Here is a 25,299-nt window from a genome sequence, read left to right as displayed (position 1 = left end):
AGACTCGGGCGGAAAGCGAAGCTTTCCGCCCGAGTCTTTTATTCTAAAATAACTTTTACACGGGGATATGCAAAGATTTGAAGTATTTGATTATAATAACTATCCAATAAATATTAGTTAATAACTATTTTTTTGTTAAAATTTGTTATATTCTGAACTAATAATTTCTACCACTTTTTCCAATTCTTCTGAGATCTGTTTTCCACTGAATCTTAAATATTTTACACCTAATTTTTCTAGAGATTTGTTGATTTTTTTGTCTTTCTCAATGTCGTGAAAGTCGCTACCATCACAAAATATCGCTAATTGTTTTTCTGGAAAATAAAAGTCAGCTTGTGTTATCAGTTGATCTTGGCCAATCCAAATTGGGCTATTTTGCATTTCGAAATAATTTGCAATTATATCTCCTGTCTTAAATATATTAGTCTGAATAACTGGTTTTAAACTCGCAAGATACATACCCTGCAAAAGAAATAGCTCTATAGGCGAGTCGCATCCAAATATTCTTCTGGGTTGTGAATTTGTAAAATTTTTAAAAAAAAGATTTGTTTTAAATTTTTTATATTTTGCATTTATTATAGGACTAAAGTTTGTATTTTCTGGAAAAATTATTTCTTTTTTATCATAGATTGGCGACAAAAAATACATTCCCCAATTAAACCCAACCGTATCGGTATATCCATCATAACCTATATTGGAGAATAATTCATATGTCAAACCTATTCCTTTTTTCCAAGATTGAAAAGGATTGAATTCTGTAAAAACTAGATTGTTGTCTTGGCTTAATTCCTCAACATTCATTTGTTTTAATAGATCTATACCCCATGTATCTATTTTACCATTTTCTGTCATTGGAAGCAACGATATATTATATGGAAGTCCTTTTAGAGATCCATCAGGACAGTCTTCAATTGCATAAAAGTTAAATACAATACCTATTGCCTGAAACTCTTTTACTCCGATACTTTCATAATATTCATATTCTTCATCTGTTGGATTGACAAATATTACAGGAGGTTTATCATATTTTGTTATAAACTCATATCTTGATTTTGTCAAGGGTAAGAGACCACTCAATGAGTGAAAATCTAAGTTTAGAAGTGCAGGAATATGTAAGAAATCAATGTCGAAATCTTTTTGTTTTGGAAAATGATTATAATATTTTAAATTCTTCTTTAAAAATTTTGGTCTATTTTGAATCATTATATTAATTGTTATTATATATGATAATCCATTTGCATCTGCTCTAAGATCTCTTTTGCTGATTTTAAATTTGAATTATTCTTAAAATGGTTTAATTCTTTCAGACGATATAGAATATTAGGGCGGGTAACATTAAAATACTCACTTAATCTATATAATAATGTTTGGTAGTTTAAGTAGTTGTCTTTTTGATCATCTAGGTACAATATACCTTTATTTATTCCAAGCTTTTGCTGATTTCGCCAAAGCATTGCTAAAATGGATGTTTTGGGTAATATCATATTTATTGAGAAATAATTTGCTTGCCACTCAATCCAATGTCTGGGATTTATAAGCGAATGTTTTCCTATTTTAAAATTATATTCACTTTCATTAAAATTATTATATGTATTTTGATCAATTATTAAATTTTGATGTAGCTTGTAATGCCCAAACTCATGACATAAAACAAACAGCTCTCTTTTTGTATTTCGTATATTTTTATTTAATGAAATAGTATTATTATCTATATCACAAGAACCTAGCAAATCAAATTTATCAGTATAAGTAATATGAATGCCATATTTTTCATTGATATAACTTTTCAAGCTATCAATGTCCAAATTTTTTGCTTGAGCTAAAATTTTAGAATTGATTTGATTAATTTCTAAATTACACATTTCTTCAATGCTTTCCTTATTAATTTTATCAATATTATAGCTAATTCCAGAAGTGAATTCTTCACAAGCCTTTTTAATATGATTATCAATAATCTTTGTTAATCCTAAAATTCCTAGATCTTCAATTGGACCATACAATGTTGGAATAGAGATTTCTTTTGAGTTAATTTTATGATATATTATTTTATAATTGTTTATATCATTTGCTTGAATAACCATAAATCCATTTGCTTCAGCATAGCTCTTTGCACCTTGTTGTAAAAGTGATTTAGTTATAAATATTGCTTTAGCGTTTGCTCCGGAAACTTCTTGTATATCATTGTGGAATTTTTTAAGCTGGTTAACTCCAACTCGATTTTTGTAATCTTTACATTCAATGAAATATATGATTGAGAATCTTTCTGCATTTGGTGGCCAAACTTCTATTACATAATCAAATTCAACTGTGCCTTCTCTCGATTTACAGTTGTATTTTTTCTTTTTATAAGTTCGAATGAAATTGGAATTTATGAGAATTTCTTCTTGTGAAATTAATTTATGTATTAGGTCGATTCCAATATCTTCAAATCTATCTCCTTTTAAAACGGTATTCATTTAATTATTATTAGTTTTTGTGATTTAAGTATTATAAGAAGTAATAATAGTCTGATTAGGAATATTAAAAGTTTTTTTAATAAATATAAGACTTGTTTTTATTATTTTCAACTTCTAGAAGAATCAAAACTACTGAATTTACACATCAAAAAAAAGCCCCGGAAAATCCGGGACCCCATCAACTTAATTATATTTATATGCTATTTTACAATAACCCTTTTAATTGGCCCTTCTGATGTTTTCAAAAGGTAAACGCCTGCAGATAGTTTTGAAGTGTCTATGGTCAATGCATTTTTATCTTTTCCCAGCATTTTTCCTGACATATCATACAGCTCATAATCCTGAGCTCTGTTGAAATATAGCGTATTTCCTTTCGTTACAGGATTTGGGAATACATTGAATGTGGCCTTCTCTGTTTTTGTTTCACCCGTTCCCAATGTAACCGGAGAAACTACTTCATACATGGATAATGTTCCGCTGATTTCATTCGCAATAATCACATAACCTTTTCCTGTTGTGGTGTTACCCGGAGCAATGTAAGTAATGCCTTCAGGGCCATTATCCCCGCCATAAGCTGAGGTAGAACGGGAATGTTTATAGTCTGTGAATGTAGGATTATTGGGATCAGTAATATTATAAACCATGACACCTCCGGTTCTTTCTAAAGTAATGAAAGCGTAGGTCTGCCCATTGATGGTCGCTAAAGCAACTCCTTCCGGTTCAGGACCTTTGGCCCGGCTTCGGTTTTTGGCACCGTTGCCTTCATTATCGGCATTAAAGATAAGAGGATGATAGGCCGCGATATATCTTTCAAACCGATCACCACTGTCATAAACCAATTGTTTGGTATCAGCATTAAAAATTGAGAATGAACGGGCACCCAAAGCTGAAATTTCTTCAAAATCTGAATCTGCATCCGTATTTCCCGTCGCACTGGAAACCCTGAATCTTCCAAGATTATGGGATGCTTTTAAGACCGATGCCTGAGGAGACAGTACAGGATCTAATGTATAGGTTCCAGCTCCTACAGTGGTTCTTTCGCTGTATCCTGAAAGATCTTTTTCGTCACCTTCATTAGCTGTTACAATATAATGGGTATTTCCTATTTTGTAATTCTGAACCGCATCCGGAGTGTAATAGGCTTTTACCGGCCAGTTTGCAATTAACACTTCACCATTATTGTCTGAAGCATCAAAACCATTACCCGGAAGACTCATATCTTTTTTGCCCAATCCCCAGATTCCGGTAATTGTTTTTGTTGCTAAATTGATCTCCGTTACTGCATTGTTTTCCTGAAGCGTTACCCAGGCTTTCTGGCTGTCTGCGCTTACAGTAACATATTCAGGTTCCAGATCCTGAGAAAGTGTATTATTAGTTCTTACTTTTCTTAGTCCCGTTGCCATTAAAGCTGCAGTTTGAGAATCGAAACTGTTAAAGTTCAGCGTTGTGACATTACTTTGGGTAAGATTTCCTATACCACCCGAGATATCAATAATACTGATGGTTCCTTCGGGGTCTATCGTATAGGCATCATTCGGTTCGCCTTCATTGGCAGTAATCACTTTGGTTCCGTCCGGAGTGAAAGCGACCATATCAGGAAGAGCGCCTACTGTTACCTGTTTCAGGAAGTTTCCGTTAATATCGAAGAAAACTACGGAACCGTTCTGCTGTGGATCTGCATTCGGAGAAGCGGTGGCGATAATACCGTTTTTAACAGCAATACTTGTGATTCCTCCGTATGGAGCCATATTTACGGTTTTCACCACTGACAGAGCTGTAGGGTTACTGAAATCAATAATGTCAAAAACATCCGTGATCGAGCTGATGGTGAATAGTTTCTGTGTAGCCGGGTCATGAACTACAATTTCTGTGGAGCTGTTGTTATTTCCGGAAGGATCAAAGCTTCCGATATAGTTGAGCTGGATCTGTCCAGAAGGAACGGGGGCAGGTTTATCATTATCCACAATATAAACCGTTGCCGTATTATCTCCGGAAATAGTAGTTCCCGCTGGATTTTCTAAACTTAGAACAAAATATTCTGCCTGCTGCTCTTCCAGTGTATCATCAATGATTGGAATATTGACAGTATAGCTGGTCGTAGAAGGGGTAATATTGATCGTTTGGTTCGCCAATGTAAAGTCGCTGCTGTTAGCAGTACTAAATGGTGATGGCTTTACCACAAGGTTCACCGAGGCTGCTGAAGGATTGATAACATTGATCTTCAATGCCAGAGTTCCTGCATTCTCATTCACCTTAATGAAATTCTTATCTAAAGAAACCGTTGTCCCGGCAGTTGTAAAAGTGCTTGAGGTTAATGTTGTAATCCCATTATCACTTACATCTTCAACAGCATTCGGCTTAAGAGACAAATAATAGGTCTGCCCGGGAATAAGAAGTGCTGTTGGAATTACTGTGATCTTGTTATTATTAAACGTGGTCGTGAAGGGAACTGGAGTACCTGAAGCATTTCCAATACGGAATTCTACAAGGTTTTGTGCATTAGAATCGGTGATCGCGGAATTGTCTGTAAGTCTTACATTTTCATTAAAAGAAATAGAGGGATTTACAGAAGTGGAAGCATTATTTGTGTTGTGAGCGGGAAGATAGGTCGTCGTGGGAGGGGTAGTGTCGGTTCCGCCGGCAGTGGTAGCATCTACGGTAAAATTATCGAAACGGTTATTGCCTCCCGTTCCACCTCCTGTTGCAGAAAATTCTACTTTTAATTTAAAATTCGGGTTATTGGAAACTCCGGAGACTGCAGAAAAGTCGAAAGTGATCAGTTGAGGATTGGCATCCTGTGGATTAACCGTCTGATAGGGAACAAAAGTAGTTCCATCCGTTGAATAAGACCAGGCCTGAGTTCCTGCCCCCTGTCCGGATCTTCTTGTTGTAAACTTTACAACGGCATTTTGATAGCCTGTTGTAGGAAGGTTAAATTGTAATCCACCCCCAATCGGATTGTTGAATCTTAAATGGGTTCCGGACGGATCGCCGTTTCTCGTATTGAGATTATCAATATTGAAATTCTGTCCGGTACCTCCCGCAAAATCTATTTCGCTGGTTCCTCCGGCTATGGCAGCAAGAGAGCCGCTGACTAGAGTGGAAGAAGGAGTTGTAATAGATGTGGAAGAGGCATTATTGTTAAAATTCCAGTAATGGATTAGGGTCTGTCCGAAAAGTCCGCCCTGAAGGAAGAATGCGGCAATGACAGATCCTTTTAAAAGATAGTTGTTGGTCATTTTTTACTTGCATTAGATGTATGCAAAAATGAACTTTATACTTCGCAAGTATTTTAATGGAATTTTAATAAATGTTTAATAAAAAGGTAACAAAGACTATGGAAGGTGAAAATGTAGAACTTTAAAAAGATAAAAATGAATAGTAACGGCAATTTGCAAATAAGCAAACTCGCTTATTTGCGTTTCCCACTTATTTTTTCATCTATTTTGAGTGATTTCCTGAGAGGTTCAATGTTTTTTTTACAGAAGATTTTCCTTCAAGAGGATTTTTCTGCATATAGAAAAAACCTGAAATTGCAGTCAGAACCAAAAGTATAAAGACAACCAGAACAATTCTTTTTACCATTTCTCTCATATAGTTAAGTTTTTAATGTCCCTAATTTCCAAAGCAGACGTAGGATAGCCCTTATGTACGGCATTGATCATTGCTCTGCCCACTTCGTGTAAAGTTAATGATTTTGAAGGTAAAAAAACAGGAAAAAGCCAAATAAAAGGTTTGAAGAACCATTTTACATTGATTTGACCTTCAACGGGTTTCATGAATCCCGGGCGGAAATTGAACGCGTTTCTAAAACCCAGTTTCTTCAAAGCATTTTCTGTTCTGCCTTTTACTCTTGCCCACATTAGCTTTCCGCTTTCCGTACTGTCTGTATGCGCTCCGGAAACATAATTGAATACCATATCCGGATTTTGATTCAGAACTGCCTGAGCAAAGTGAAGGGTAGTGTCGTAAGTGATCTTCGTATAGTCTTCCTCGCTCATGCCTACGCTACTGATCCCGGCACAGAAAAAGCAGGCATCATATCCCTTCAGGTTTTCATCGTGAAGATCTATGGCCATAAAATCCGTAACTAAATATTCTTTGAGTTTAGCGTGTGTTTTTCCGGAAGGCTTTCTGCTTATGCTTAATATTTCAGAAACGGCAGGATTTTCAAGGCATTCCATTAAAACACCTTCACCTACCATACCGGTTGCTCCCGTGAGAATTATTTTGATCGGATTCATTTTTTTTCTGTTGATATTATGTATAACGTATTAACTTTTGGTATTACTTTAAATTTACAGTAAAAATTTCACATTTTTAAAGATAATATTGAAGCACAGTTTTTACATAAAACAAAAACCAGTCAAAAGATGACTGGTTTTAAATATATTGGGGAAAAAATTTATTTTTTTTCGTGCAGCTGGCTGAAAATATTGTGAATCAATCCGTCTGCTACGGAAATCTTAGGAACAAAGATTCTGTTGATATCCGACCATGACATGACATTATTAAAGATTCTCAAAGCGTGAACAAGAACATCGGCTCTGTCTTCTCTCAGAGTATGTTTGGTCATCCTTTCTTCTACAGAAAGTTCATTAAATTCTTTATACACTTTTTTTAGATGGGCGAGGGTCATCGGTTTTCCGTCTTTGGTCTTACTCATGGAGAAAACTTTATTAATATTTCCTCCGGAACCGATAGCTACGATAGGTCTTTTACTGACAATATTTTGCTTGATCTCATCCTTCATTTCCTCCCAGTTTTCCGGAGTTACAAGGTTGTTCAGAAGTCGTATGGTTCCTATATTGAAGGATTTTTCATAGACCATTTTCCCATTTTCGTAAAAGGTAAGCTCTGTGGAACCTCCTCCCACGTCAATATAAAGATAGGCGAATTCTTTGTCCAGGCCTTCTGCAACATGGTTTTCATAAATAAGTGTGGCTTCCTCATCACCAGAGATGATCTCTATATTGATGCCTGAAGTTTCCTTTACCCGCTTGATGATCTCATTTCCATTCGAGGCATCACGCATGGCACTGGTGGCGCAGGCCCGGTAATGTTCTACTTTATAGATCTTCATAAGGTCGCTAAAAATTTTCATCGAATCAATGACCATTTTTTCCCTTTCCTCACCGATCATCCCCATGGTGAAAACATCCATGCCCAGCCTTAAAGGGATTCTTAAAAGATTAAGTTTTATAAATTCAGGTTTTCTGTTGCTGATCTTTACTTCATTGATCAGAAGTCTGGCGGCGTTGCTTCCTATATCTATCGCTGCAATCTTCATTTCTTGCTTGTTTTAGCTTTTAAATACTTGTAGGTTTCTATTTGAGAACGGCATTCCTTTTTATCATTCCTGACATACTCGTTGCCCAATTTTTTGTCTAAAATACGAGCTTTTACGTTATCTCTCAACTGAATGTCGAGAATATCTTTCAATTCTTTCTTAAGATTCTTGTCTGTGATCTTCGCGGCAGCCTCAATTCTGTAGTCCAGATTTCGGGTCATCCAGTCGGCAGATGAGATGTACAGGTCTTCTGCACCTTTGTTGTAGAAGTACATTACCCTGGCGTGTTCCAGGTATTCGTCAACAATACTTATCGCTTTTATTTTTTCTTTAAATTCTTTCTGATTGACGGGGCAGTAGATCCCTCTTACAATCGTTCTTGTGATCACACCTGCCTGTGCCGCTTCATAGAGTTTTTCAATCAAAGCTCTGTCACTCATAGAGTTTACTTTGACAATGATTTCGGCTCTTCTTCCGGCTTTAGCTTCTTCAATTTCCTTATCGATATGGTGTACAATTTTTTCACGCATGAACTGCGGGCAGATCAATAAATTTTTACAGGTCTTCAATACCGGCAGAAAATCATCTTTTGGTTTTTTCAATACATTAAATACCTTATTAATATCTGCCATGATACCACGGTCTGAGGTCATCAATAAATGATCACCGTAAATCTTTGCCGTTTTTTCGTTGAAGTTCCCGGTACTTACAAAACCGTACTGGAGGGTCTTGTTGTGGGATCTTTTTTTGATTACACATAGTTTGGCGTGTACTTTTTTATTGGGAATACCTACAAGTACAGTGATTCCTTCAGGCTCCAGCATTTCTTTCCACTTAAGATTGGATTCTTCATCAAACCTTGCCTGAAGTTCCAGCATTACCGTTACTTCTTTGCCGTTTCTCGCAGCATAAATCAGGGCATTGCTGATCTTTGAGCTGCTGGCAAGGCGGTACGCTGTAATTTGAATAGATTTTACATCAGGATCCATGGCTGCTTCACGGAGAAGATCAATCACAGGATTGTATTTGTGGTAAGGGAAAGAAAGAAGAACGTCATCCTTTAAAATAACATCGGTCACTCTTTCACCATTTTCAAAAGCCTGATGGGTGAAAGAAGATCTTTCCACCGGTCTTTCATACGTTTCGAAAACGTCCGGAAAATCCATAAAATGTTTGAAATTATGAATTTTTCCTCCCGGAATGATGCTGTCTTTTTTCGTTAAATTTAATTTTCGGATAAGAAGCTCCAATAGCGCCTTGTCCATATCTTTATCGAAAACAAAACGGGTAGGCTTTCCTTTTCTCCTGTTTTTAAGTCCTTTTTCTATTTTTTCTGCGAAGTTGGTACGGATGTCATTATCCAGGTCCAGCTCGGCATCTTTAGTTACTTTAAAAGCATTGGCAGCAAATTCGTCATACCCGAAGTAAGAGAAAATATGGGGAAGATTGAAGGTGATGACATCTTCAAGCAACATGACATTTTTTTCTTCCGGATCTTCCGTTGGCAATAGGACAAATCTTCCTACAAAACGTGACGGAATTTCAATAATTGCATAATTGCTGGAATACTGCCAGTCTTTCTTTCTCATCGCAACACCCAGATAGAGACTTTTATCCCTCATATAGGGCATCGGGGTGTTTTCGTGAAGTAAGATAGGGATCACATTAGATTCCACCACTTCATCAAAATACTGCCTTACAAATTCCTTCTGCTTGGCCGTGAGGTTTTTAGAAGTTTTAATAGAAACTTTAAGGTTAGCCATTTCAACCTGAATATGTTTCCAGGTCTTGTCGAAATTCTGCTGCTGCCTCATCACAATTTCATTGATTCGCTGAAGAATCTTTGAAGGCGGCTGGTAAAAAGATTCAGCAATCACTTTTTCTTTAAAATCCATTGCACGCTTTAATCCGGCTACCCGTACCCTGAAAAATTCATCTAAATTGTTGGAGAAGATTCCCAGGAAACGTATTCTTAAATGTAAAGGGACATTTTCGTCCATGGCTTCCTGTAAAACCCTTTCGTTGAAGGCAAGCCATGTAATATCTCGCGGATTAAAGTGTACTGACATTCTAAAGTATATATTTTATCAAAAATAGCAATTCGTGAAGTTTAATTCATATTTCTAAAGTTAAACTTTAATTAATTTTTAAAAATATCCAATGTTCAAACTGTCTTGAATAGTACAATTTAACATAATCAGGAAGACGTTATTAACCCTATGTATTTTTGATTCTGTCATTTTGTCACAAATTTTTGAATGGTACAGATATTGAGAAATTGAGAGTGTAAATTAAAATATAAAAATTAGAAAAAATATAATATTATGAGTAAAATAATTGGAATTGACTTAGGAACAACCAACTCTTGTGTTGCTGTAATGGAGGGTAAAGACCCTGTTGTTATCCCTAACGCTGAAGGTAAAAGAACGACTCCATCTATCGTAGCGTTTACAGAAGATGGTGAAAGAAAAGTAGGGGATCCTGCAAAAAGACAGGCTGTAACCAATCCAAAGAAAACTGTATACTCTATCAAAAGATTTATCGGAACGCATTTTAAAGAAGATGCTAAAGAAATCTCAAGAGTACCTTATGAAGTAGTAGCAGGACCAAATGATACCGTAAAAGTAAAAATCGACGACAGAGAATATACACCACAGGAAATTTCTGCAATGACGCTTCAGAAAATGAAGAAAACTGCTGAAGACTATCTTGGACATGAAGTAACAAGAGCGGTAATCACTGTTCCGGCTTATTTCAATGATGCACAGAGACAAGCTACTAAAGAAGCTGGAGAAATCGCAGGTCTTATTGTAGAAAGAATCATCAACGAGCCTACTGCTGCTGCATTAGCTTACGGTTTGGATAAGAGCCACAAAGATCAGAAGATCGCTGTATATGACCTTGGAGGAGGTACTTTCGATATCTCGATCCTTGATTTAGGTGACGGTGTATTCGAAGTATTGTCTACGAACGGTGATACACACTTAGGAGGTGATGACTTTGATGATGTGATCATCAACTGGATGGCAGATGAGTTCAAAGCTGAAGAAGGGGTAGAATTAAAAACTGATGCTATTGCACTTCAGAGATTAAAAGAAGCTGCTGAAAAAGCAAAAATCGAATTGTCTTCTTCTGCTCAGACAGAAATCAATTTACCATATATCACGGCTACAGCTACAGGTCCTAAACACTTAGTGAAGACTTTAACTAAAGCTAAATTCGAGCAATTAGCTTCTGATCTTGTAAGAAGATCTATGGAGCCGGTAGCAAAAGCATTGAAAGACGCAGGTTTATCAACTTCTGATATCGATGAAGTACTATTGGTAGGTGGTTCTACAAGAATCCCGATCATTCAGGAAGAAGTAGAAAAATTCTTCGGTAAAAAACCTTCAAAAGGAGTTAATCCGGATGAGGTAGTTGCTGTTGGAGCTGCTATTCAGGGAGGAGTATTGACAGGAGACGTTACAGATGTATTGCTTCTTGACGTTACACCGCTTTCTCTAGGTATCGAAACTATGGGTTCTGTGTTCACTAAATTAATTGATGCCAACACAACGATCCCAACTAAAAAATCTGAAGTATTCTCTACAGCTTCTGACAACCAGCCAGCGGTAAGCATCAGAGTAGGACAGGGAGAAAGAGCAATGTTCAACGATAACAAAGAGATCGGAAGATTTGATCTTTCTGATATTCCACCAGCACCGAGAGGAGTTCCTCAGATCGAAGTAACTTTCGATATTGATGCTAACGGTATCTTAAGTGTTTCTGCTAAAGATAAAGGAACTGGAAAAGAACAAACAATTAAGATCCAGGCTTCTTCAGGTCTTTCTGACGAAGAAATCGAAAGAATGAAGAAAGAAGCTCAGGAAAACTCTGCAGCCGATGCTAAGAGAAAAGAAGAAGTTGAAATCTTCAACAAAGCTGACGGATTGATCTTCCAGACTGAAAAGCAGTTAAAAGAATTCGGTGATAAACTTTCTGCTGACAAAAAAGCAGCGGTAGAAGCAGCTCACACAGAATTGAAAGCAGCTTTCGAAACTAAAAATGTTGACGAGGTAAAAGCTAAAACAGAAGCTTTAGATGCAGCATGGATGGCCGCTTCAGAAGAAATGTATGCAGCAGGACAACAGGCTGAAGGTGCTAATGCAGGTGCAGGCGCTCAAAACCCTGGAGGTAATGCAGCAGGAGCTGATGACGTACAGGATGCTGACTTCGAAGAAGTAAAATAATTATTGATTATCAATAATAACAAATAATTGAAAACCGCTTTAAACGTTAGTTTATAGCGGTTTTTTTATGTTTACACTTTCCAGTTCAATTTTTTATCAAATGGTTCACTTTCTATTTTTCTTAAGATCAGTCTTGCTTTCTCTTACATTCGCCGTATTCATAAATCATTTTATATAAGGTAAAAGCTTTAATATCTGTAATTACCTATCTATGTACAATTTTATTTCGTTCATTGTATAGATTAAATAACGATATAATTAATATTTGGATATATTCATGAATTATTGTAAATTATAAATTAAAACACTGTTATTGTTATATTTTTTTACACCTGAATTAGGTGAGCTTGCTGATTTCATTATATATCTACTACTTTTAAAAATGTAATATTTTATGAAACAATATCTACTCAAAAAGATAAATTACTCAACCATTAAAAAAGCAAATTTAGACAAAGTACTGTTTTTTATTCTGCTTCTTTTGGTTTTTGAATTGAAAGCCCAATCCAGTGTCACTGAAATTGATAGCATGCAAATCAATGTCTTTAGTGAGCTGGTAAAGGAAGGTGATTATAATGGAGTGATTGTACAGGAAAGAAAATGTATTGAAGCAAGTAAAAGAATAAATTATAAAAAAGGTAAAATTAGAGGCTGCATCAATATTGCCAACGTTCTGAATGCAATGAAGAGAAACCAGGAAAGTCTGAAATTCCTTGAAATTGCGGCAATAAAACTTAAAAAAAATGAAGATGACGAACTGCTGGCTTATTTACATTATACCTATGGTAAAAACTATTATTCATTGGGATTGTATGAGCGTTCCATCAAGTCCTTTAATATAGCTTTGGAGTTTGCAGAAAAAATCAAAAACAGGAAAGAACGGGAAAAAAGAATTTATTCTATTTATGACTGGAAAAGATCGAGTTTTGAATTTCTGGGAATGATGGATTCTGTATATAGTATTGAACATAAATGCATGAGGTCTCCAATGCCTATGCTATACATTACTATTGCAGAAAGGCATTATAAAGACCATAATATTGATTCTGCGGAATATTACATTAATAAGGCAAATGATTTACTGTTCACAAAGCAGATCTCTCTTGAAGGCAAAGCTAATGTTTTGCGGGCTTTTGGCAGATTGAATATAGAAAAGCGGAATTATGGTGAAGCTCTGGACTACCTGCTAAATTCTTTAAAAATTACTCAGAAAACCAAGCTAAGAAGTAGAGACTTGGAATCCTATAAACTAATTGCAGAGGCATATAAGGGACTTAATAATCTTGATAAGGAAAATGAATATTTATCAAAATATTCTAAATTGAATGATAGTTTACAAAAAGAAGCGAAAGCAGTCGTTAATACAGTTATCGAAAAAATGCTTACCGAGCAGGAAGAAAACGAAAAAAGAACGCATCGCAATCTTTATTATATTCTTTTCACTATTGTTTTTATCAGCGGTATTGTAATTTACCTTATTTATACCAGGTATAAAACCCGACAAAAACTAAAAGATGCTTTAATAAATCAAAAGGTTCTGGAGTCGGAAGAACTTAAACGAAAATTGGATAGTACATATGAAGAATTGACTCATCTTGCTATCAATTCTGATCCTTCTTTCATGAACAGGTTTAAAGAATTATATCCTGAATTTTATAATACCCTTACTTCAAAATACCAGAATCTGACCTTAAATGATATGAGGTTATGTGCTTTTATAAAGTTAAACTTTTCTAATAAAGAAATAGCGGAGTATGACCACATTTCATTAAGGACTGTTGAATCTAAAAAATACCGGTTACGAAAAAAATTAAACCTTTCTGGAGACATCGATTTTAATAAATGGGTTCTGGAACATTAGTGAATTCTTTTGTTTAAACTAAAATATTAAAAACACAAACAAAGAGAGCGTTAATTTAAAATACTTATAATCAGATTGTTAAATATTGCAGTGTAAATGCAGTATAAACTTTTTTAAATCATTACTATAGATTTGTCACGAAAATTTTAATCAAACAGCATTCTATTTATGTTCATTCAGAACAGCTATTTGTTATAAAATTTAATAAACACTATCTGATTATTTAACGCGATGAAAAAAAAACATTTTACTGTATCCCGGTCATTTATCATTTGAACCAAGGTGGGTTTTCTGTCTTCAGTATTGTTCTGTTAAAAAATATTTTAACAGACTGGATTTAGATCTATACTGGTTCATTTTCTACAATGTCATCCCTTATTTTACTAACCTTAACAGCATAGAATGAAAAAAATAGTATTTTTTGCAAGTGTACTGATGTCAGGATTTGTACTTGCGCAAGTTGGTATTAATGAAATTAATCCCACAGCCACTTTAGATATTAAATCTAAAGGAAACACAAATGCAACCAAAGCACTTGAAGTAAGCAACTTCAGCGGAACAGAAATTTTTACTGTTCTTGACAACGGAAATGTCGGAGTCAATGTTACTAATCCCACAGCAAAACTGCATACCAATGGAAGTATCAGGTATGAAAACCTTCCCATTGTTTCCGGAAGTTTATCACCTCTGGCTATAAAGAGTGATGGAACAGTTGGAACATATGTTCCGGAGCCAACCAAATATCTTTATATGGAGATGGCATCATCCGTTACAACGTCTAATTTTACACTTTCAGATACGGGGGTTTATACCAATATTCCACTTACTTCTGCCCAATCCGTTACTAATACCATCACTGCAGGATTTGGTACTGATGCTTCAGCTACTTTAAATGTGAACAGTACTGCCATTTCATCCTCAAATGTAAGGTATATCTCATTTCCGGATCCTGGTATTTACAAAATAAATCTAAGTTATTATACTTCCTGTACCGGAAGTCCCGCAGACTCATCAAATAACATGCTGGGAATAGGAACAGCTTTATTCAAGGCAAACTCTGCAAGTACCAGTTACAGCAGGCAGGCTGTAATACGTTATAATGGTTTACCCAGAAGAAATGACACCGGTGCTGTAATTGCTGGCCCTTACAACTTTGCACTTCCCCACACTGTTTTCTTAGTATTTGAAACAACGTCTGCAAACGAAAAAATAGCACTTTTTGTAAACTACGGCTTTGGAGATACTTTTACTTCAAATGTTTGCTCTTTTGCAACCCCACCCGGTTTATCCAATAAGATAACAATGAATATTTCTAAATTATGATTCACCAATGATGAAAAAGATATTTTTTATAACTCTCATTTCGGTTTGTACTGAGATGTGGGGACAGATGGGGATTAATACAGGTAATCCTTCAGCAGCTTTAGATATTGTTTCAAATGGAAATACGGTGGTTACTAAAGCTTTAGAGGTTAATGATTCAGATAATTCGGAATTATTCAAAATTCACAATAACGGAAATACAGGTATTAATATAGGAACTTCTTCACCTACTGATTTATTACATGTAAAGACAGATATAAAGCACGAAAATTTACCTGTTTTGTCATCTCCTTACAGCCCGTTGGCCGTTGATGCTGCCGGGGCGGCTAAAGTTAAGCCTACATCAACCCAGTATTTTTATTTTAAACGAAGCTCGTCCTTCGGTAACTTTTCGCTTTACAATACAAATGTTTACACCAATATACCTTTTCCTGCCGGAGCAGATGTCCAGGGCAATACAGCTGGTTTTGGATTCGGAACAGATACTTCTGGAACTGTCAATGCACAGTCTGTAAGCAATATCAGCTATTTAACAATCCCTGAACCGGGTGTTTATCTTTTTGAGATGTATCAGACGGCACTTTGTACCGGACTTCCAACAACATCTTCCAATACCGGGCAAATTGCTATAAATACACTATTTGCGACAGCCGGCAGCGGAAGTTCTGTTTATTCTACTAATACAATTTCCAGGGATTATTCGATAGCCCGAAGAAATTTGTCGGGAGGAATTCATACTAGTAGCTATGGGTATGCTAATCCACAAAAACTTATTGTTGCTTATCAAAGTACTGCTGCGAATGAAAAAGTGGCCTTATTTGTTAACTATGCAGGAGGAGACAGCTACAGTACCCAGTCATGTATTATGAATCAACCCAATGGAAGTGATAATTATGGTTACTTAATTGTGACCAAGCTTTAAAATAGGCAAATACCTTAAGAAGATTCTAAAAACAAAATGAAAAAAAATATTCCTTGAAAATTCCTGCCACTCTTTTCCCCAGGAAGAGTATAAGATCCAGGAGTTTCAAAAACAGCTCAAGATTAATTTTCAAATTCAGGCATTTACATTTCTAAAAACACACAAAAATTCAAAAAAATGAAAAAATCATTACTTTACTTAAGTTCATTCGTATGTACTGCATTATTGCATGCGCAGGTTGGAATAAACACTGCCATACCAAGAAGTACACTTACTGTCAATGGATCTTTTGCCGGACAGTATAAATTGTCTTCTGCATCGACGATATTAGGAGCTAGCGATTATTATATGGCATTTAACGGGAGTACAGCCGCTACATTTACTTTGCCTGCTGCCACTGCCGCTGCACCGGCAGCCGGAAATATACAGGGAAGGGTCTATTACATCAAAAATACGGGCAGTACACAGCTTACTGTCGCAGCCAACGGGACAGAGCTTATTGATAACCAGACAGGTTCTGGAGTGGCCAATTTTAAACTCAATCCAGCTGGGTACGCTATGCTGATTAGCAGAGGTACTGTTTCTGGAACAACCTGGGAATTGTCCACCTTTATTGATAAAACTACATCCACTATTGCAGCACTTGGAGCTACTGACCTGGTAACCTACACTGGAACTGCCTTCACAAACTTTAATAACAGTGTCCCCCAGATTGTTCCTTTTGCAGTAGGTGATATGATTGTCAATCAGGGAGGATCAGTAACATGGAATGACGCAGGGGATTACTGGCAAATATTGGAATCAGGGGTTTATAAAATAGAAGGCTATGCCTATTTCGGTAGCGGGGGAGCCTTATCCGGTACTTCCCAGTGGACCGGGATTAACCTCAATATCACCAAAAATGGTACGGCCATCTCTAATATAATAGGTGGAAACAGAGGAAACATTATGGATGTTATCGCTCAGTTAGGTAATACACCGATTAATGTTAATTGCATCGTCCACTTGAATGCGGGAGACCGTGTTTATTTAACAATGAACTATGGCGCGGGAGATTCTCCGACCACAAGTGTTCGGATTGCAGTACCAAATTCACTGATAGAAAATAGGAACTTTTCAATGCAGCAGCTGTCTGTACCTTAATGAATCTTTTTTCCACCTGGGATTAGATTTCAGGTTGAAAAATATTGAGAAGAGATAACCAATAATACTTTTATTCTTATAAAATATGAAGTTGTATATATGTATTGTTTTTATAATTACATCATTTTTCCATGCACAAGCAAATAATGAGAAACAAATAGACTTAATACTTGAAAATTCCCTGAAAAACTTTAATGAAATAAAGTTTAATGAATCCCTGAAAAAAGCAAACCATGCCCTCAAGATTTCTGAAAAAAATAATTATTCAAAAGGAAAAGCGGCTAGCTGTATTTATATCGCTAAAGTTTTACTTGAAGTTGGAGCTTATAATGAAGGTCTTTATTATTTAGAAAAGGCAGAAAAGGAACCTTTTGTTGATACGGCAGTTAATTTCAAAACAGAAGTCTGCCGTCTGAGGGGAAGAGCATACGGAAATCTTAAAATGTATACGCTCGCTGGTAAAGAATTTCATAAGCAGATCCAGTATTCCTATAAAATAAAGGACAGTCTCAAAAGAAACTTTTCCCTTGTCTGGGCGCATCAAAACTTAAGTCAGATTTTTGAATTGCAGAATAAAAGAGACTCACTTTGGAAGCACCTAAAAAGTCAGGAGAGTATTTTAAAAAAAATGAATGAAAAAGAAGTGTACCACATGTTGTATACTACTTATACTCAAAAAGCTGATGAATATATTGCTGCTAATGATTTGCCCAGAGCAGAATTTTATCTTCAAAAGGCTTTTCGACTTCTAAAAAAGTATCATGTTTCATATCAGCATGATGCCTTGGAGGTATTGGGGAAACTTATGGATAAGAACGGGAATAAAAAGAAAGCGATTGAATATTATGAAAAGGCGTTACAAAATGCTATTGCCATTGGAGATGGAGACGGGGAAAAACATCTTTATAAAGTTCTGGGTAATTATTATACTGAAAATAAATTGGATATAGCAAAGGCTAACGAATATCTGTATAAATATCAGAGTATAAGTGATTCTATTGATCTTCACAACAAGCAGGCAGTGGAAGCCGTACTCGCTCAGATTGTAGAAAAAAAAGACAAAGAAATCACAAACAGTTTGCTTGACTCTAAGTATCTGAATACTTTAATTCTGATATTTTCTTTTTTAATTATTTCTTTTTTTTATTTCAAAAGTAAAAGACAAAAGCTACTGCTTGAAAAGAAAGAACAGACGATTGAAGAAAAACAAGTACTTACAGAGGAACTTACGGGGAAACTTAATGATAAAAAATTTTATGAAGTAATTAGACTGGCAAAGAATTACAGTCCTGAATTTATCATCCTCTTTAAGGAAGTATATCCTGAATTTTATAATAATCTTACTTCAAAATACCAGAATCTTACTTTAAATGATATCAAGCTATGTGCTTTTATAAAGTTAAATTTTTCTAATAAAGAAATAGCAGAGTATGATCACATTTCATTAAGGACTGTTGAATCGAAAAAATACAGGTTACGGAAAAAGTTAAATCTTTCTGGTGATGTAGATTTTAATGTCTGGATAAGAAATATGTAATAACGCTAATTGATAAGGAGTGTATTTGAATTTAATCATTGATTATCGATGAGTCCTAATATTCAAATTCTAAAGACAAAATCAAACGGCTAGCGGAATTATATATCCTAGTGGTGGTGGAAATAACTTTTCAACGCATACAATACTTTCTGTAGTGCTTAGCCATGGCGATGTGATTTATATATCTGCCACATCTGGGAATTGTACTTTGTTCAATATCAGTTAATTAACTAAATAAAGGAATGGCGCTCTAAGAGGTATCGCTATAATTAAAATAATTTTATAAAATACTAAAAATGAATTTCAAGGAAATCCATATTGGGCAATTGATAGAAAAACGAGTTTCAGAAAAAGAAATAGAAGTTACGCGAATCGGCAAGTTTCTTAATTGTACAGAAAGTGAAATAACGGAAATGTACAAGTCAAAAGATTTGAGTACAGAAATTTTATTGCGATGGAGCAAACTTTTGGAATACGATTTTTTTAGAATTTATTCTCAGCATTTGTTGCTTTATGCTCCATCAAACAACAGTTTGAATCAAAATGGAGTTAAAGGAAAGAAGCCATCCTTACTTCCTGTGTTTCGGAAGAACATTTATACAAAAGAAGTCGTTCTCTTTATTCTTGAAATGATTACTTCCGGTGAAAAAACCAAATCACAAATTATCGTTGAATACAGAATCCCTAAAACAACACTTGACAATTGGATAAACAAATACAAAATATAAAACCGAATTACATAAAAATTTACTCGGATATCATACATAAAAAATTTCCGGAGAAGATGGATCAATGTAAAAACATACTTCAGAAAGAAAATTTATCTGTACTGGATATCTTAGAACTAAACAAAAAGATTTTTGGCAATTCAGAACTTGATACGGAGAAATTCAATCAGAGACACCGCGCATATAATGAAACAGCGATTAAACAAATATTGGATTATCAGAGCAAAAACAAATGTAATAATACTGAATTAGCAAAGTATTTCAAATTAAGCAGAAATACGGTTACAAGATGGAAAAAATTATTTATTGACAAAAAATAATAATTTAGAAAATAGAGAGTGATTATATATTATGATATCAATGAAAAAAATGATTTGCAGAATGAAATAGGGATGTGAGATCTAAGGTGGGGATTACATTTTTATTTTTGGAAGAAAAATGGAGTAGGTTGATTATGCAATAAAAAGAGGGGGCATAATGATTATTCAAAGAACAATGTGTTTTTTGTAAATTGTAGCTATTACACGTCAATAGGATTGATGTTTTTATTACTGTCAGTAAAAAAAATAAAATTAAAATCAGTGAAAATATTTGAAGTAATTGCCTAAGTTTTACTATTTAACTTATCTCAGATATGTTTTATGACAATGATAAAAATTACACCGAAAACTGCTATTTAATTCATTCTTCCAAATAGTCAGTCTCACTAAAATACCATGCAAATATTTTGCTCTCGACTGACATTTGAAAATTTGAATATATAATCTTAAGGTTTTGCTATCATAGACTCATTTTGGTTTAAATAATAAATAATGTAAATATGTAAACATTAAATATTTTTATTTATTGGTTGTTACATAATAAGTTAAATTGAAAATATATTGAATATTTTATAGTGTGATAGATAAATATTTGCTAATTTTAGGATTATAAAATATGAAAATGACTAAAAACTTATTATCTAAATTAAACTATGATAAGGAAGGTGTTAAGATCAAACTTTTTTTATTGGTGGCTTTATTGTCCACAGTTTGGTCAAAAGCCCAATCTCCTTCCTTAGAGATGACTGCTGGTGATGGTAATCCTACTGCCAATGTAACAAACGTTGTAGGCACTACTGTTATCAGGCTCCGGAACAATACGGATAACCCTACAGGTAGTACTTATGCTACTTATGCAAACCCTACTGCCCTGAATGTAACCTATACTCTAAGTAATCAACAGTATACGCAAGCCAATTTTACGGGCTATAATGGCGTTGTATTTATGGGGTACCCGGGAGAACCTATTCTGACCTTAATGAATGCTTTCGGAAGTACTACTGTCAATACACCTTTTACGAGCAGTGATGCACCGGTAGGGACTGGGATTGATATTACAACAAACAGAGCTATCAATTTTTCCACTAACGTTCAGCCACTAACAGCTGCTGGAAGAGCTACGAACCAACGATGGCAAATGGCAGATTTAACCCTAACCTTCAGCAGACCTGTTAATAATCCGTATTTACAGGTTAATGCATTGGGAGGAACATCCAACGGGCAGTCTTATACTGCAGAATTTGATTATGTATCTTCCAATGTACCGGTATCTTTTTCTAAAGTTTCGGGTACGGCACTTTTGAATGTCAATTCTACTCAGATTTTAAATTCGGCCACAACTCCTGATGGTGCAGCGGCAAATGCTTCAAGAGGAACCGTACTGGTATCAGGTACAGGTATAACTTCAATAACCCTGAGAGTATTTACACGCGGTTCAGCTAGCAATACGGGTACTAACTGGCACGGGACAACAAATACAGCAGGAGAGGGCTATATGTTAGGAGTAACTGCTTTGGAATCGAACTTAGGAATTACAAAAACAGTTAATAACGCAACTCCTGCTGCGGGAAGCAATGTAAGTTTTACGGTTACCGCAAGTAACTTAGGAGCATCCAATAACACCAATGTGATCGTAAATGATCTCCTTCCCGCCGGATATACTTATGTAAGTTCTACACCTTCCACAGGTACTTATAACAGTGGAACGGGAGTCTGGACTATAGGGAATTTAAGTGCCGGTGCAAGTGCTACTTTAGAAGTTAATGCGACTGTAAAAAGCACAGGTAGCTATGTGAACACGGCTACTATTTCAGGAGACCTCCCTGATCCTGATGCCACCAATAATACGGCCAGTGTAACACCAACGCCGGTGATTACCGATACAGATGGTGATGGAATCGATAATACCATCGATCTGGACGATGATAATGATGGTATTTTAGATACAGTGGAAGGCTTTTGTACCTCTCAAAGTGTATATACTTTAAATATGGCCAGCACTCTGGCAGGAGCTACAATAGGGATTAATGGCGGAAGCTTTAATCTGGTATATACATTAACATCAGGTACTGCGGTCCCATCATTGGGAGCCAGTTTTAATGTACCTTTCTCCTATTCGGATTTTACGAATACAGTCAATGCACAAAACCATACCTGGAGCGTATTCGATACTTCCGCTACTGAGTTCAGGATACTTCCCAACACGACTTCTCTGTATACGGGTTTACCAACTAATAATACAACCAACGAAGATCAGAGTGGTGCATCACCCAATACACCAGATTCCTGGTTGAGATATTTTCTAAGTACTAATAGGATTACCCAGTTAGGAAATTTCACCACTACCATAGGAAATTTACCGACAGTAACGGGAACTTCTTCATATAGCAGCAATACTGCACTTAATTTATTTTCAGTTTTTAATGCCGCTAATTCTGGAGCGGTCTTAGGAAGTGGATACTATTCGAGGCTGCAGTTTCAGAATACTACTAATTCTGGAGGTGCGCCATCGACATTACCTTTTGGGGTTAGCTATGGCAATGCTTATACCTGGAATTATACAGCATTTACCAGTACTGCTGGTTCAGGAGCAACAAATGCAGGAAACAGAGGATTGATCACTATTTCACAGAATACAGTTACTTTCTGTAACCATAGAGATACCGATGGAGACGGAACTCCGGATTATCTGGATCTGGATTCAGACGGAGATGGCTGTTATGATGCCCTTGAAGGAGATGAAAATGTACTTGTTGCACAGTTAAATCCAAATGGAAGTATTGCAGGAGCTGTGGATGCCCAGGGGGTTCCGGTAATCGTAAACTCTGGTGGAGCTGCAGATGTAGGAGCGGATCAGGGACAGGGAGTAGGAACTTCAGCTAATTCTGCGATTCAGGATACTCAGTGTTTAACGGGATTCGGATGTACTGGTAATATGTACCTTTCTCAATTAAATACTTTATATAATGTAGATACTTCTACTAATCCTTTTACATACACACAAATCGGGACACCTGCTGCTACCAATTATAATGCGATAGGGATTAATCCTCTTGATGGTTTCATGTACGGAATGCTTACCACCTCTAATACGATTATTCGTATCAATGCCAACGGTACCTATAATACATTGGGAGCAGTAACAGGTTTACCTGGAGCAGTTATATACAACTCCGGTGAAATAGATAATCTGGGGAACTATTATGTGAAATTGAACACCACTAATAATCAGATTTACAGAATAAACCTTACAACGTTAACCGCTACATTAATTACACTTTCAGCAAGTGTTAATTTACCGGATATGGCCTATAGTATAACTACGGGACTGTTATATGGTGTTAACTCAACAAACGGACAGTTGGTATCCGTTAATACGACTACAGGACTTGTGACTCCAATAGGAATTACACCGGGAGCCGCAAATATTGGAGCCATGTTCGCATCCAGCACGGGTGAAATGTATGGCGTTGATAACGTAGGAGGTTTTTATCAGTTTAACCTTACCACAGGACAGAGAGTTCTAATTTCAAACGCACCTCCAAGTTCAGGAAATGATGGTGCACATTGTGTGAATACACCTATCGTGTTTAGTGCTGATCTTGCTGTAACTAAAACAGACGGAGTTACAACATATGCTCCTGGTACTACCACTACATATACAGTAACGGTGAGTAACAGTGGTCCGTTTGGAGTTTTAGGAGCTACTGTTTCAGATCCTGTTCCTGCAGGAATTCCACCTGCGAATGTGAGTTATACTGCAGTTGTGGCTGGTGGAGCTACCACATCCGTATCCGGAACGCAATCCGGAGCAATTAATGATCTGGTAAGTCTCCCTGTTGGAGGAACTGTAACGTACACAGTTGTGGTGAATATACCTTTTGCTTATTCAGGGAACCTTGTTAATACAGTAACCATTACTCCTCCTTCTAATATAACTGAAGTCAATAATACCAATAATACAGCAACAGATACCGACACTCAGGCAGTGTGCTACAAGCCTGCAGTAACCGCGGGAACTGTTTTGGATACTCCTCAGGGCATTACTTCTCTGGGAAGAGCCGGTATAGCTGGTAATAACTGGCCGATGGTAAGAAAAGGGGCATGGACTGTTCTGGAAGCTAAAACGAAAGGCTTTGTGCCTAATAGACTGACCTCTGCACAGATTGCTGCCATTCCGGCTGCTAGTCTGATAGAAGGAATGATGGTCTATAATATTACCCTGGACTGTTTACAGATTAACACCAATGGAACTGCTACCGGATGGGCCTGCTTTAATACCCAAACTTGCCCGACTAATTAATTAACTTACTTTTAATATATTCAAGATGAAAAATATTTTCGTAATCATATTGACTTTGTTCTGTGGAATTCTTTTTTCACAGGTTGCAATAGGAAAGACATCCGTTTCGTCTCCGTCCGCTTCTCTGGATTTTGGAACTGCCAACCGGGGAATAGTACTACCTTGGGTAACTTCAACAGCAGCCGTAACAGCAGTTGTGAATGGAACCATGGTTTATGATCTTACTGATAAAAAAGTCAAGATTAAGTATACTGCAGGCTGGAAAGACCTCTCAGTGGACACTTCAGGAACTACTGTTGATCCATTGACGAGTGTGGATGGTGTGACTATCCAAAATACGGCAACAGAAAATACAGCTGCTAAAACATCCATAGGTACTCCAACCCCTACTCCAGGCATTTTGGTTTTGGAAGATACCAATAAAGCGATGATACTGCCGAAAGTTGCCAGTCCGCATCTTAATATCATCAACCCTGCCCCGGGAATGATGGTGTATGATACTTTTAATAAACAGTTAGCTGTTTTTAACGGCAATGCCTGGACCTTCTGGAAACAATAAGATAGTATTAGCAAAAAGTAAAAAATTGTAAGTAACGGAACACTTACGTTTGAATATAGAACCGCAGTAAACTTTGTTTACTGCGTTTTTTTTATTAATGGTAATGGTTCGGCTGCCTGGTACAAGCATAAAGAAAGCAGGGACGAAAAACGACAGTTATTGGTTTTTTTTAATTTGATTCAATTATTTTCATTAATCTATAGGTTTGGCTTGTTTTATGTTATATTTATCAAATTAATTTTTAAAAAAACGACAATATGAAAAAGAATGTATTGACCTTATTAGTGTTCGGTTTATTTGCAACCGCTGTTAATGCCCAGGAAACGGTAAAACAAGAAGCAAAAAATGTAGGCACTGCCATTGAAAAAGGGGCAAAAGCAACAGAAAAAGGAGTTAAAAATGGTGCAGAATGGGTTGGAGACAAAGCTCAAAAAGGAGCAACAGCTACAAAAAAAGGGGTTAAAAATAGCACGAGATGGGTTGGTAAAACAGCAACCAAAGGTGCGAAAAGTGTTAAAAAGACCGCTGTAAAAGGTGCAGATGCAGTTGCAGATGGTTATAAAGATGTGAAAGCAGATCTAAAAAAATAATTTTTCTGGAAAAATATAAAAAAACGGCTTCTATTGTT

At 36.1% G+C, this 25,299-nt stretch carries 18 protein-coding genes; 11 read left to right on the top strand and 7 right to left on the bottom strand.

Annotation, left to right across the window (positions count from 1 at the left end; all coding sequences use genetic code 11):
• Positions 1-135: 135 nt before the first annotated feature.
• The 7 genes from NZD88_RS18130 to ppk1 form a co-directional block, all read right to left on the bottom strand.
• Positions 136-1,203 carry an endonuclease domain-containing protein gene (locus NZD88_RS18130; protein ID WP_259831003.1) on the bottom strand — a complete coding sequence of 356 codons (1,068 nt, stop codon included), beginning with the start codon at positions 1,201-1,203 and terminating at the stop codon, positions 136-138.
• Between the two features lie 14 nt (positions 1,204-1,217).
• The gene (locus tag NZD88_RS18125; RefSeq protein WP_259831001.1) at positions 1,218-2,456 is read right to left on the bottom strand and encodes an ImmA/IrrE family metallo-endopeptidase; all 1,239 of its coding nucleotides are present in this window, start codon (positions 2,454-2,456) and stop codon (positions 1,218-1,220) included.
• 200 nt (positions 2,457-2,656) lie between these two features.
• Positions 2,657-5,695, bottom strand: coding sequence for a choice-of-anchor I family protein (locus NZD88_RS18120; RefSeq protein WP_259830999.1), 3,039 nt, complete (start codon positions 5,693-5,695; stop codon positions 2,657-2,659).
• A gap of 202 nt (positions 5,696-5,897) precedes the next feature.
• Positions 5,898-6,050 (bottom strand): hypothetical protein, encoded by a 153-nt coding sequence (locus NZD88_RS18115; RefSeq protein WP_259830996.1) that lies wholly within the window; start codon positions 6,048-6,050, stop codon positions 5,898-5,900.
• Positions 6,047-6,700, bottom strand: coding sequence for an NAD-dependent epimerase/dehydratase family protein (locus NZD88_RS18110; RefSeq protein WP_259830994.1), 654 nt, complete (start codon positions 6,698-6,700; stop codon positions 6,047-6,049). Before NZD88_RS18110 ends, NZD88_RS18115 begins: the two co-directional genes overlap by 4 nt.
• A gap of 161 nt (positions 6,701-6,861) precedes the next feature.
• Positions 6,862-7,746, bottom strand: a complete 885-nt coding sequence (locus tag NZD88_RS18105; RefSeq protein ID WP_259830992.1) for a Ppx/GppA phosphatase family protein — start codon at positions 7,744-7,746, stop codon at positions 6,862-6,864.
• The gene (gene ppk1, locus NZD88_RS18100) at positions 7,743-9,815 is read right to left on the bottom strand and encodes a polyphosphate kinase 1 (protein ID WP_169236798.1); all 2,073 of its coding nucleotides are present in this window, start codon (positions 9,813-9,815) and stop codon (positions 7,743-7,745) included. The genes NZD88_RS18105 and ppk1 overlap by 4 nt, the downstream gene beginning before the upstream one ends.
• 255 nt (positions 9,816-10,070) lie before the next feature.
• On the opposite strand from ppk1, the gene dnaK reads away from it, so the two are divergent.
• The 11 genes from dnaK (at position 10,071) to NZD88_RS18045 (ending at position 25,261) form a co-directional block, all read left to right on the top strand.
• Positions 10,071-11,975 carry a molecular chaperone DnaK gene (gene dnaK, locus NZD88_RS18095; RefSeq protein WP_259830989.1) on the top strand — a complete coding sequence of 635 codons (1,905 nt, stop codon included), beginning with the start codon at positions 10,071-10,073 and terminating at the stop codon, positions 11,973-11,975.
• Between the two features lie 394 nt (positions 11,976-12,369).
• Positions 12,370-13,836, top strand: a complete 1,467-nt coding sequence (locus tag NZD88_RS18090; RefSeq protein ID WP_259830988.1) for a hypothetical protein — start codon at positions 12,370-12,372, stop codon at positions 13,834-13,836.
• A 402-nt stretch (positions 13,837-14,238) separates the two neighbouring features.
• A complete protein-coding gene (locus NZD88_RS18085) occupies positions 14,239-15,159 on the top strand; it encodes a hypothetical protein (RefSeq protein ID WP_259830987.1) in 921 nt (306 codons plus the stop codon).
• Positions 15,160-15,169: 10 nt separating this feature from the next.
• Positions 15,170-16,081: a hypothetical protein gene (locus NZD88_RS18080; RefSeq protein ID WP_259830986.1), complete on the top strand. Its 912-nt coding sequence runs from the start codon at positions 15,170-15,172 to the stop codon at positions 16,079-16,081.
• 177 nt (positions 16,082-16,258) lie between these two features.
• Positions 16,259-17,224, top strand: coding sequence for a hypothetical protein (locus NZD88_RS18075; RefSeq protein WP_259830985.1), 966 nt, complete (start codon positions 16,259-16,261; stop codon positions 17,222-17,224).
• Positions 17,225-17,309: 85 nt separating this feature from the next.
• A complete protein-coding gene (locus tag NZD88_RS18070; RefSeq protein WP_259830984.1) occupies positions 17,310-18,761 on the top strand; it encodes a tetratricopeptide repeat protein in 1,452 nt (483 codons plus the stop codon).
• A 296-nt stretch (positions 18,762-19,057) separates the two neighbouring features.
• The gene (locus NZD88_RS18065; protein WP_259830983.1) at positions 19,058-19,489 is read left to right on the top strand and encodes a transposase; all 432 of its coding nucleotides are present in this window, start codon (positions 19,058-19,060) and stop codon (positions 19,487-19,489) included.
• Between the two features lie 56 nt (positions 19,490-19,545).
• Entirely contained in the window at positions 19,546-19,809 is a 264-nt protein-coding gene (locus NZD88_RS18060; RefSeq protein ID WP_341483027.1) for a helix-turn-helix domain-containing protein, read from the top strand.
• A gap of 622 nt (positions 19,810-20,431) precedes the next feature.
• On the top strand, positions 20,432-24,112 hold the full coding sequence (locus NZD88_RS18055; RefSeq protein WP_259830982.1) for a DUF6923 family protein: 3,681 nt from the start codon (positions 20,432-20,434) through the stop codon (positions 24,110-24,112).
• A 25-nt stretch (positions 24,113-24,137) separates the two neighbouring features.
• Positions 24,138-24,671: a hypothetical protein gene (locus tag NZD88_RS18050; protein WP_259830981.1), complete on the top strand. Its 534-nt coding sequence runs from the start codon at positions 24,138-24,140 to the stop codon at positions 24,669-24,671.
• Positions 24,672-24,928: 257 nt separating this feature from the next.
• Positions 24,929-25,261, top strand: coding sequence for a hypothetical protein (locus NZD88_RS18045; protein WP_259830979.1), 333 nt, complete (start codon positions 24,929-24,931; stop codon positions 25,259-25,261).
• The last annotated feature ends 38 nt before the right edge of the window (positions 25,262-25,299 follow it).

This window comes from Chryseobacterium pyrolae, assembly GCF_025153485.1.
GTDB classification, from domain to species: Bacteria; Bacteroidota; Bacteroidia; order Flavobacteriales; family Weeksellaceae; genus Chryseobacterium; species Chryseobacterium antibioticum.
This window is presented reverse-complemented; position numbering and strand designations above follow the sequence as displayed.

Coding starts and splice junctions, on each gene's coding strand:
- NZD88_RS18130 (WP_259831003.1), bottom strand. CDS start 1,203: ATGATTCAAAATAGACCAAAATTTTTAAAGAAGAATTTAAAATATTAT.
- NZD88_RS18045 (WP_259830979.1), top strand. CDS start 24,929: ATGAAAAAGAATGTATTGACCTTATTAGTGTTCGGTTTATTTGCAACC.
- NZD88_RS18050 (WP_259830981.1), top strand. CDS start 24,138: ATGAAAAATATTTTCGTAATCATATTGACTTTGTTCTGTGGAATTCTT.
- NZD88_RS18065 (WP_259830983.1), top strand. CDS start 19,058: ATGAATTTCAAGGAAATCCATATTGGGCAATTGATAGAAAAACGAGTT.
- NZD88_RS18080 (WP_259830986.1), top strand. CDS start 15,170: ATGAAAAAGATATTTTTTATAACTCTCATTTCGGTTTGTACTGAGATG.
- NZD88_RS18120 (WP_259830999.1), bottom strand. CDS start 5,695: ATGACCAACAACTATCTTTTAAAAGGATCTGTCATTGCCGCATTCTTC.
- NZD88_RS18055 (WP_259830982.1), top strand. CDS start 20,432: ATGACTAAAAACTTATTATCTAAATTAAACTATGATAAGGAAGGTGTT.
- ppk1 (WP_169236798.1), bottom strand. CDS start 9,815: ATGTCAGTACACTTTAATCCGCGAGATATTACATGGCTTGCCTTCAAC.
- NZD88_RS18105 (WP_259830992.1), bottom strand. CDS start 7,746: ATGAAGATTGCAGCGATAGATATAGGAAGCAACGCCGCCAGACTTCTG.
- NZD88_RS18115 (WP_259830996.1), bottom strand. CDS start 6,050: ATGAGAGAAATGGTAAAAAGAATTGTTCTGGTTGTCTTTATACTTTTG.
- NZD88_RS18060 (WP_341483027.1), top strand. CDS start 19,546: ATGGATCAATGTAAAAACATACTTCAGAAAGAAAATTTATCTGTACTG.
- NZD88_RS18075 (WP_259830985.1), top strand. CDS start 16,259: ATGAAAAAATCATTACTTTACTTAAGTTCATTCGTATGTACTGCATTA.
- NZD88_RS18125 (WP_259831001.1), bottom strand. CDS start 2,456: ATGAATACCGTTTTAAAAGGAGATAGATTTGAAGATATTGGAATCGAC.
- NZD88_RS18070 (WP_259830984.1), top strand. CDS start 17,310: ATGAAGTTGTATATATGTATTGTTTTTATAATTACATCATTTTTCCAT.
- NZD88_RS18090 (WP_259830988.1), top strand. CDS start 12,370: ATGAAACAATATCTACTCAAAAAGATAAATTACTCAACCATTAAAAAA.
- NZD88_RS18085 (WP_259830987.1), top strand. CDS start 14,239: ATGAAAAAAATAGTATTTTTTGCAAGTGTACTGATGTCAGGATTTGTA.
- dnaK (WP_259830989.1), top strand. CDS start 10,071: ATGAGTAAAATAATTGGAATTGACTTAGGAACAACCAACTCTTGTGTT.
- NZD88_RS18110 (WP_259830994.1), bottom strand. CDS start 6,700: ATGAATCCGATCAAAATAATTCTCACGGGAGCAACCGGTATGGTAGGT.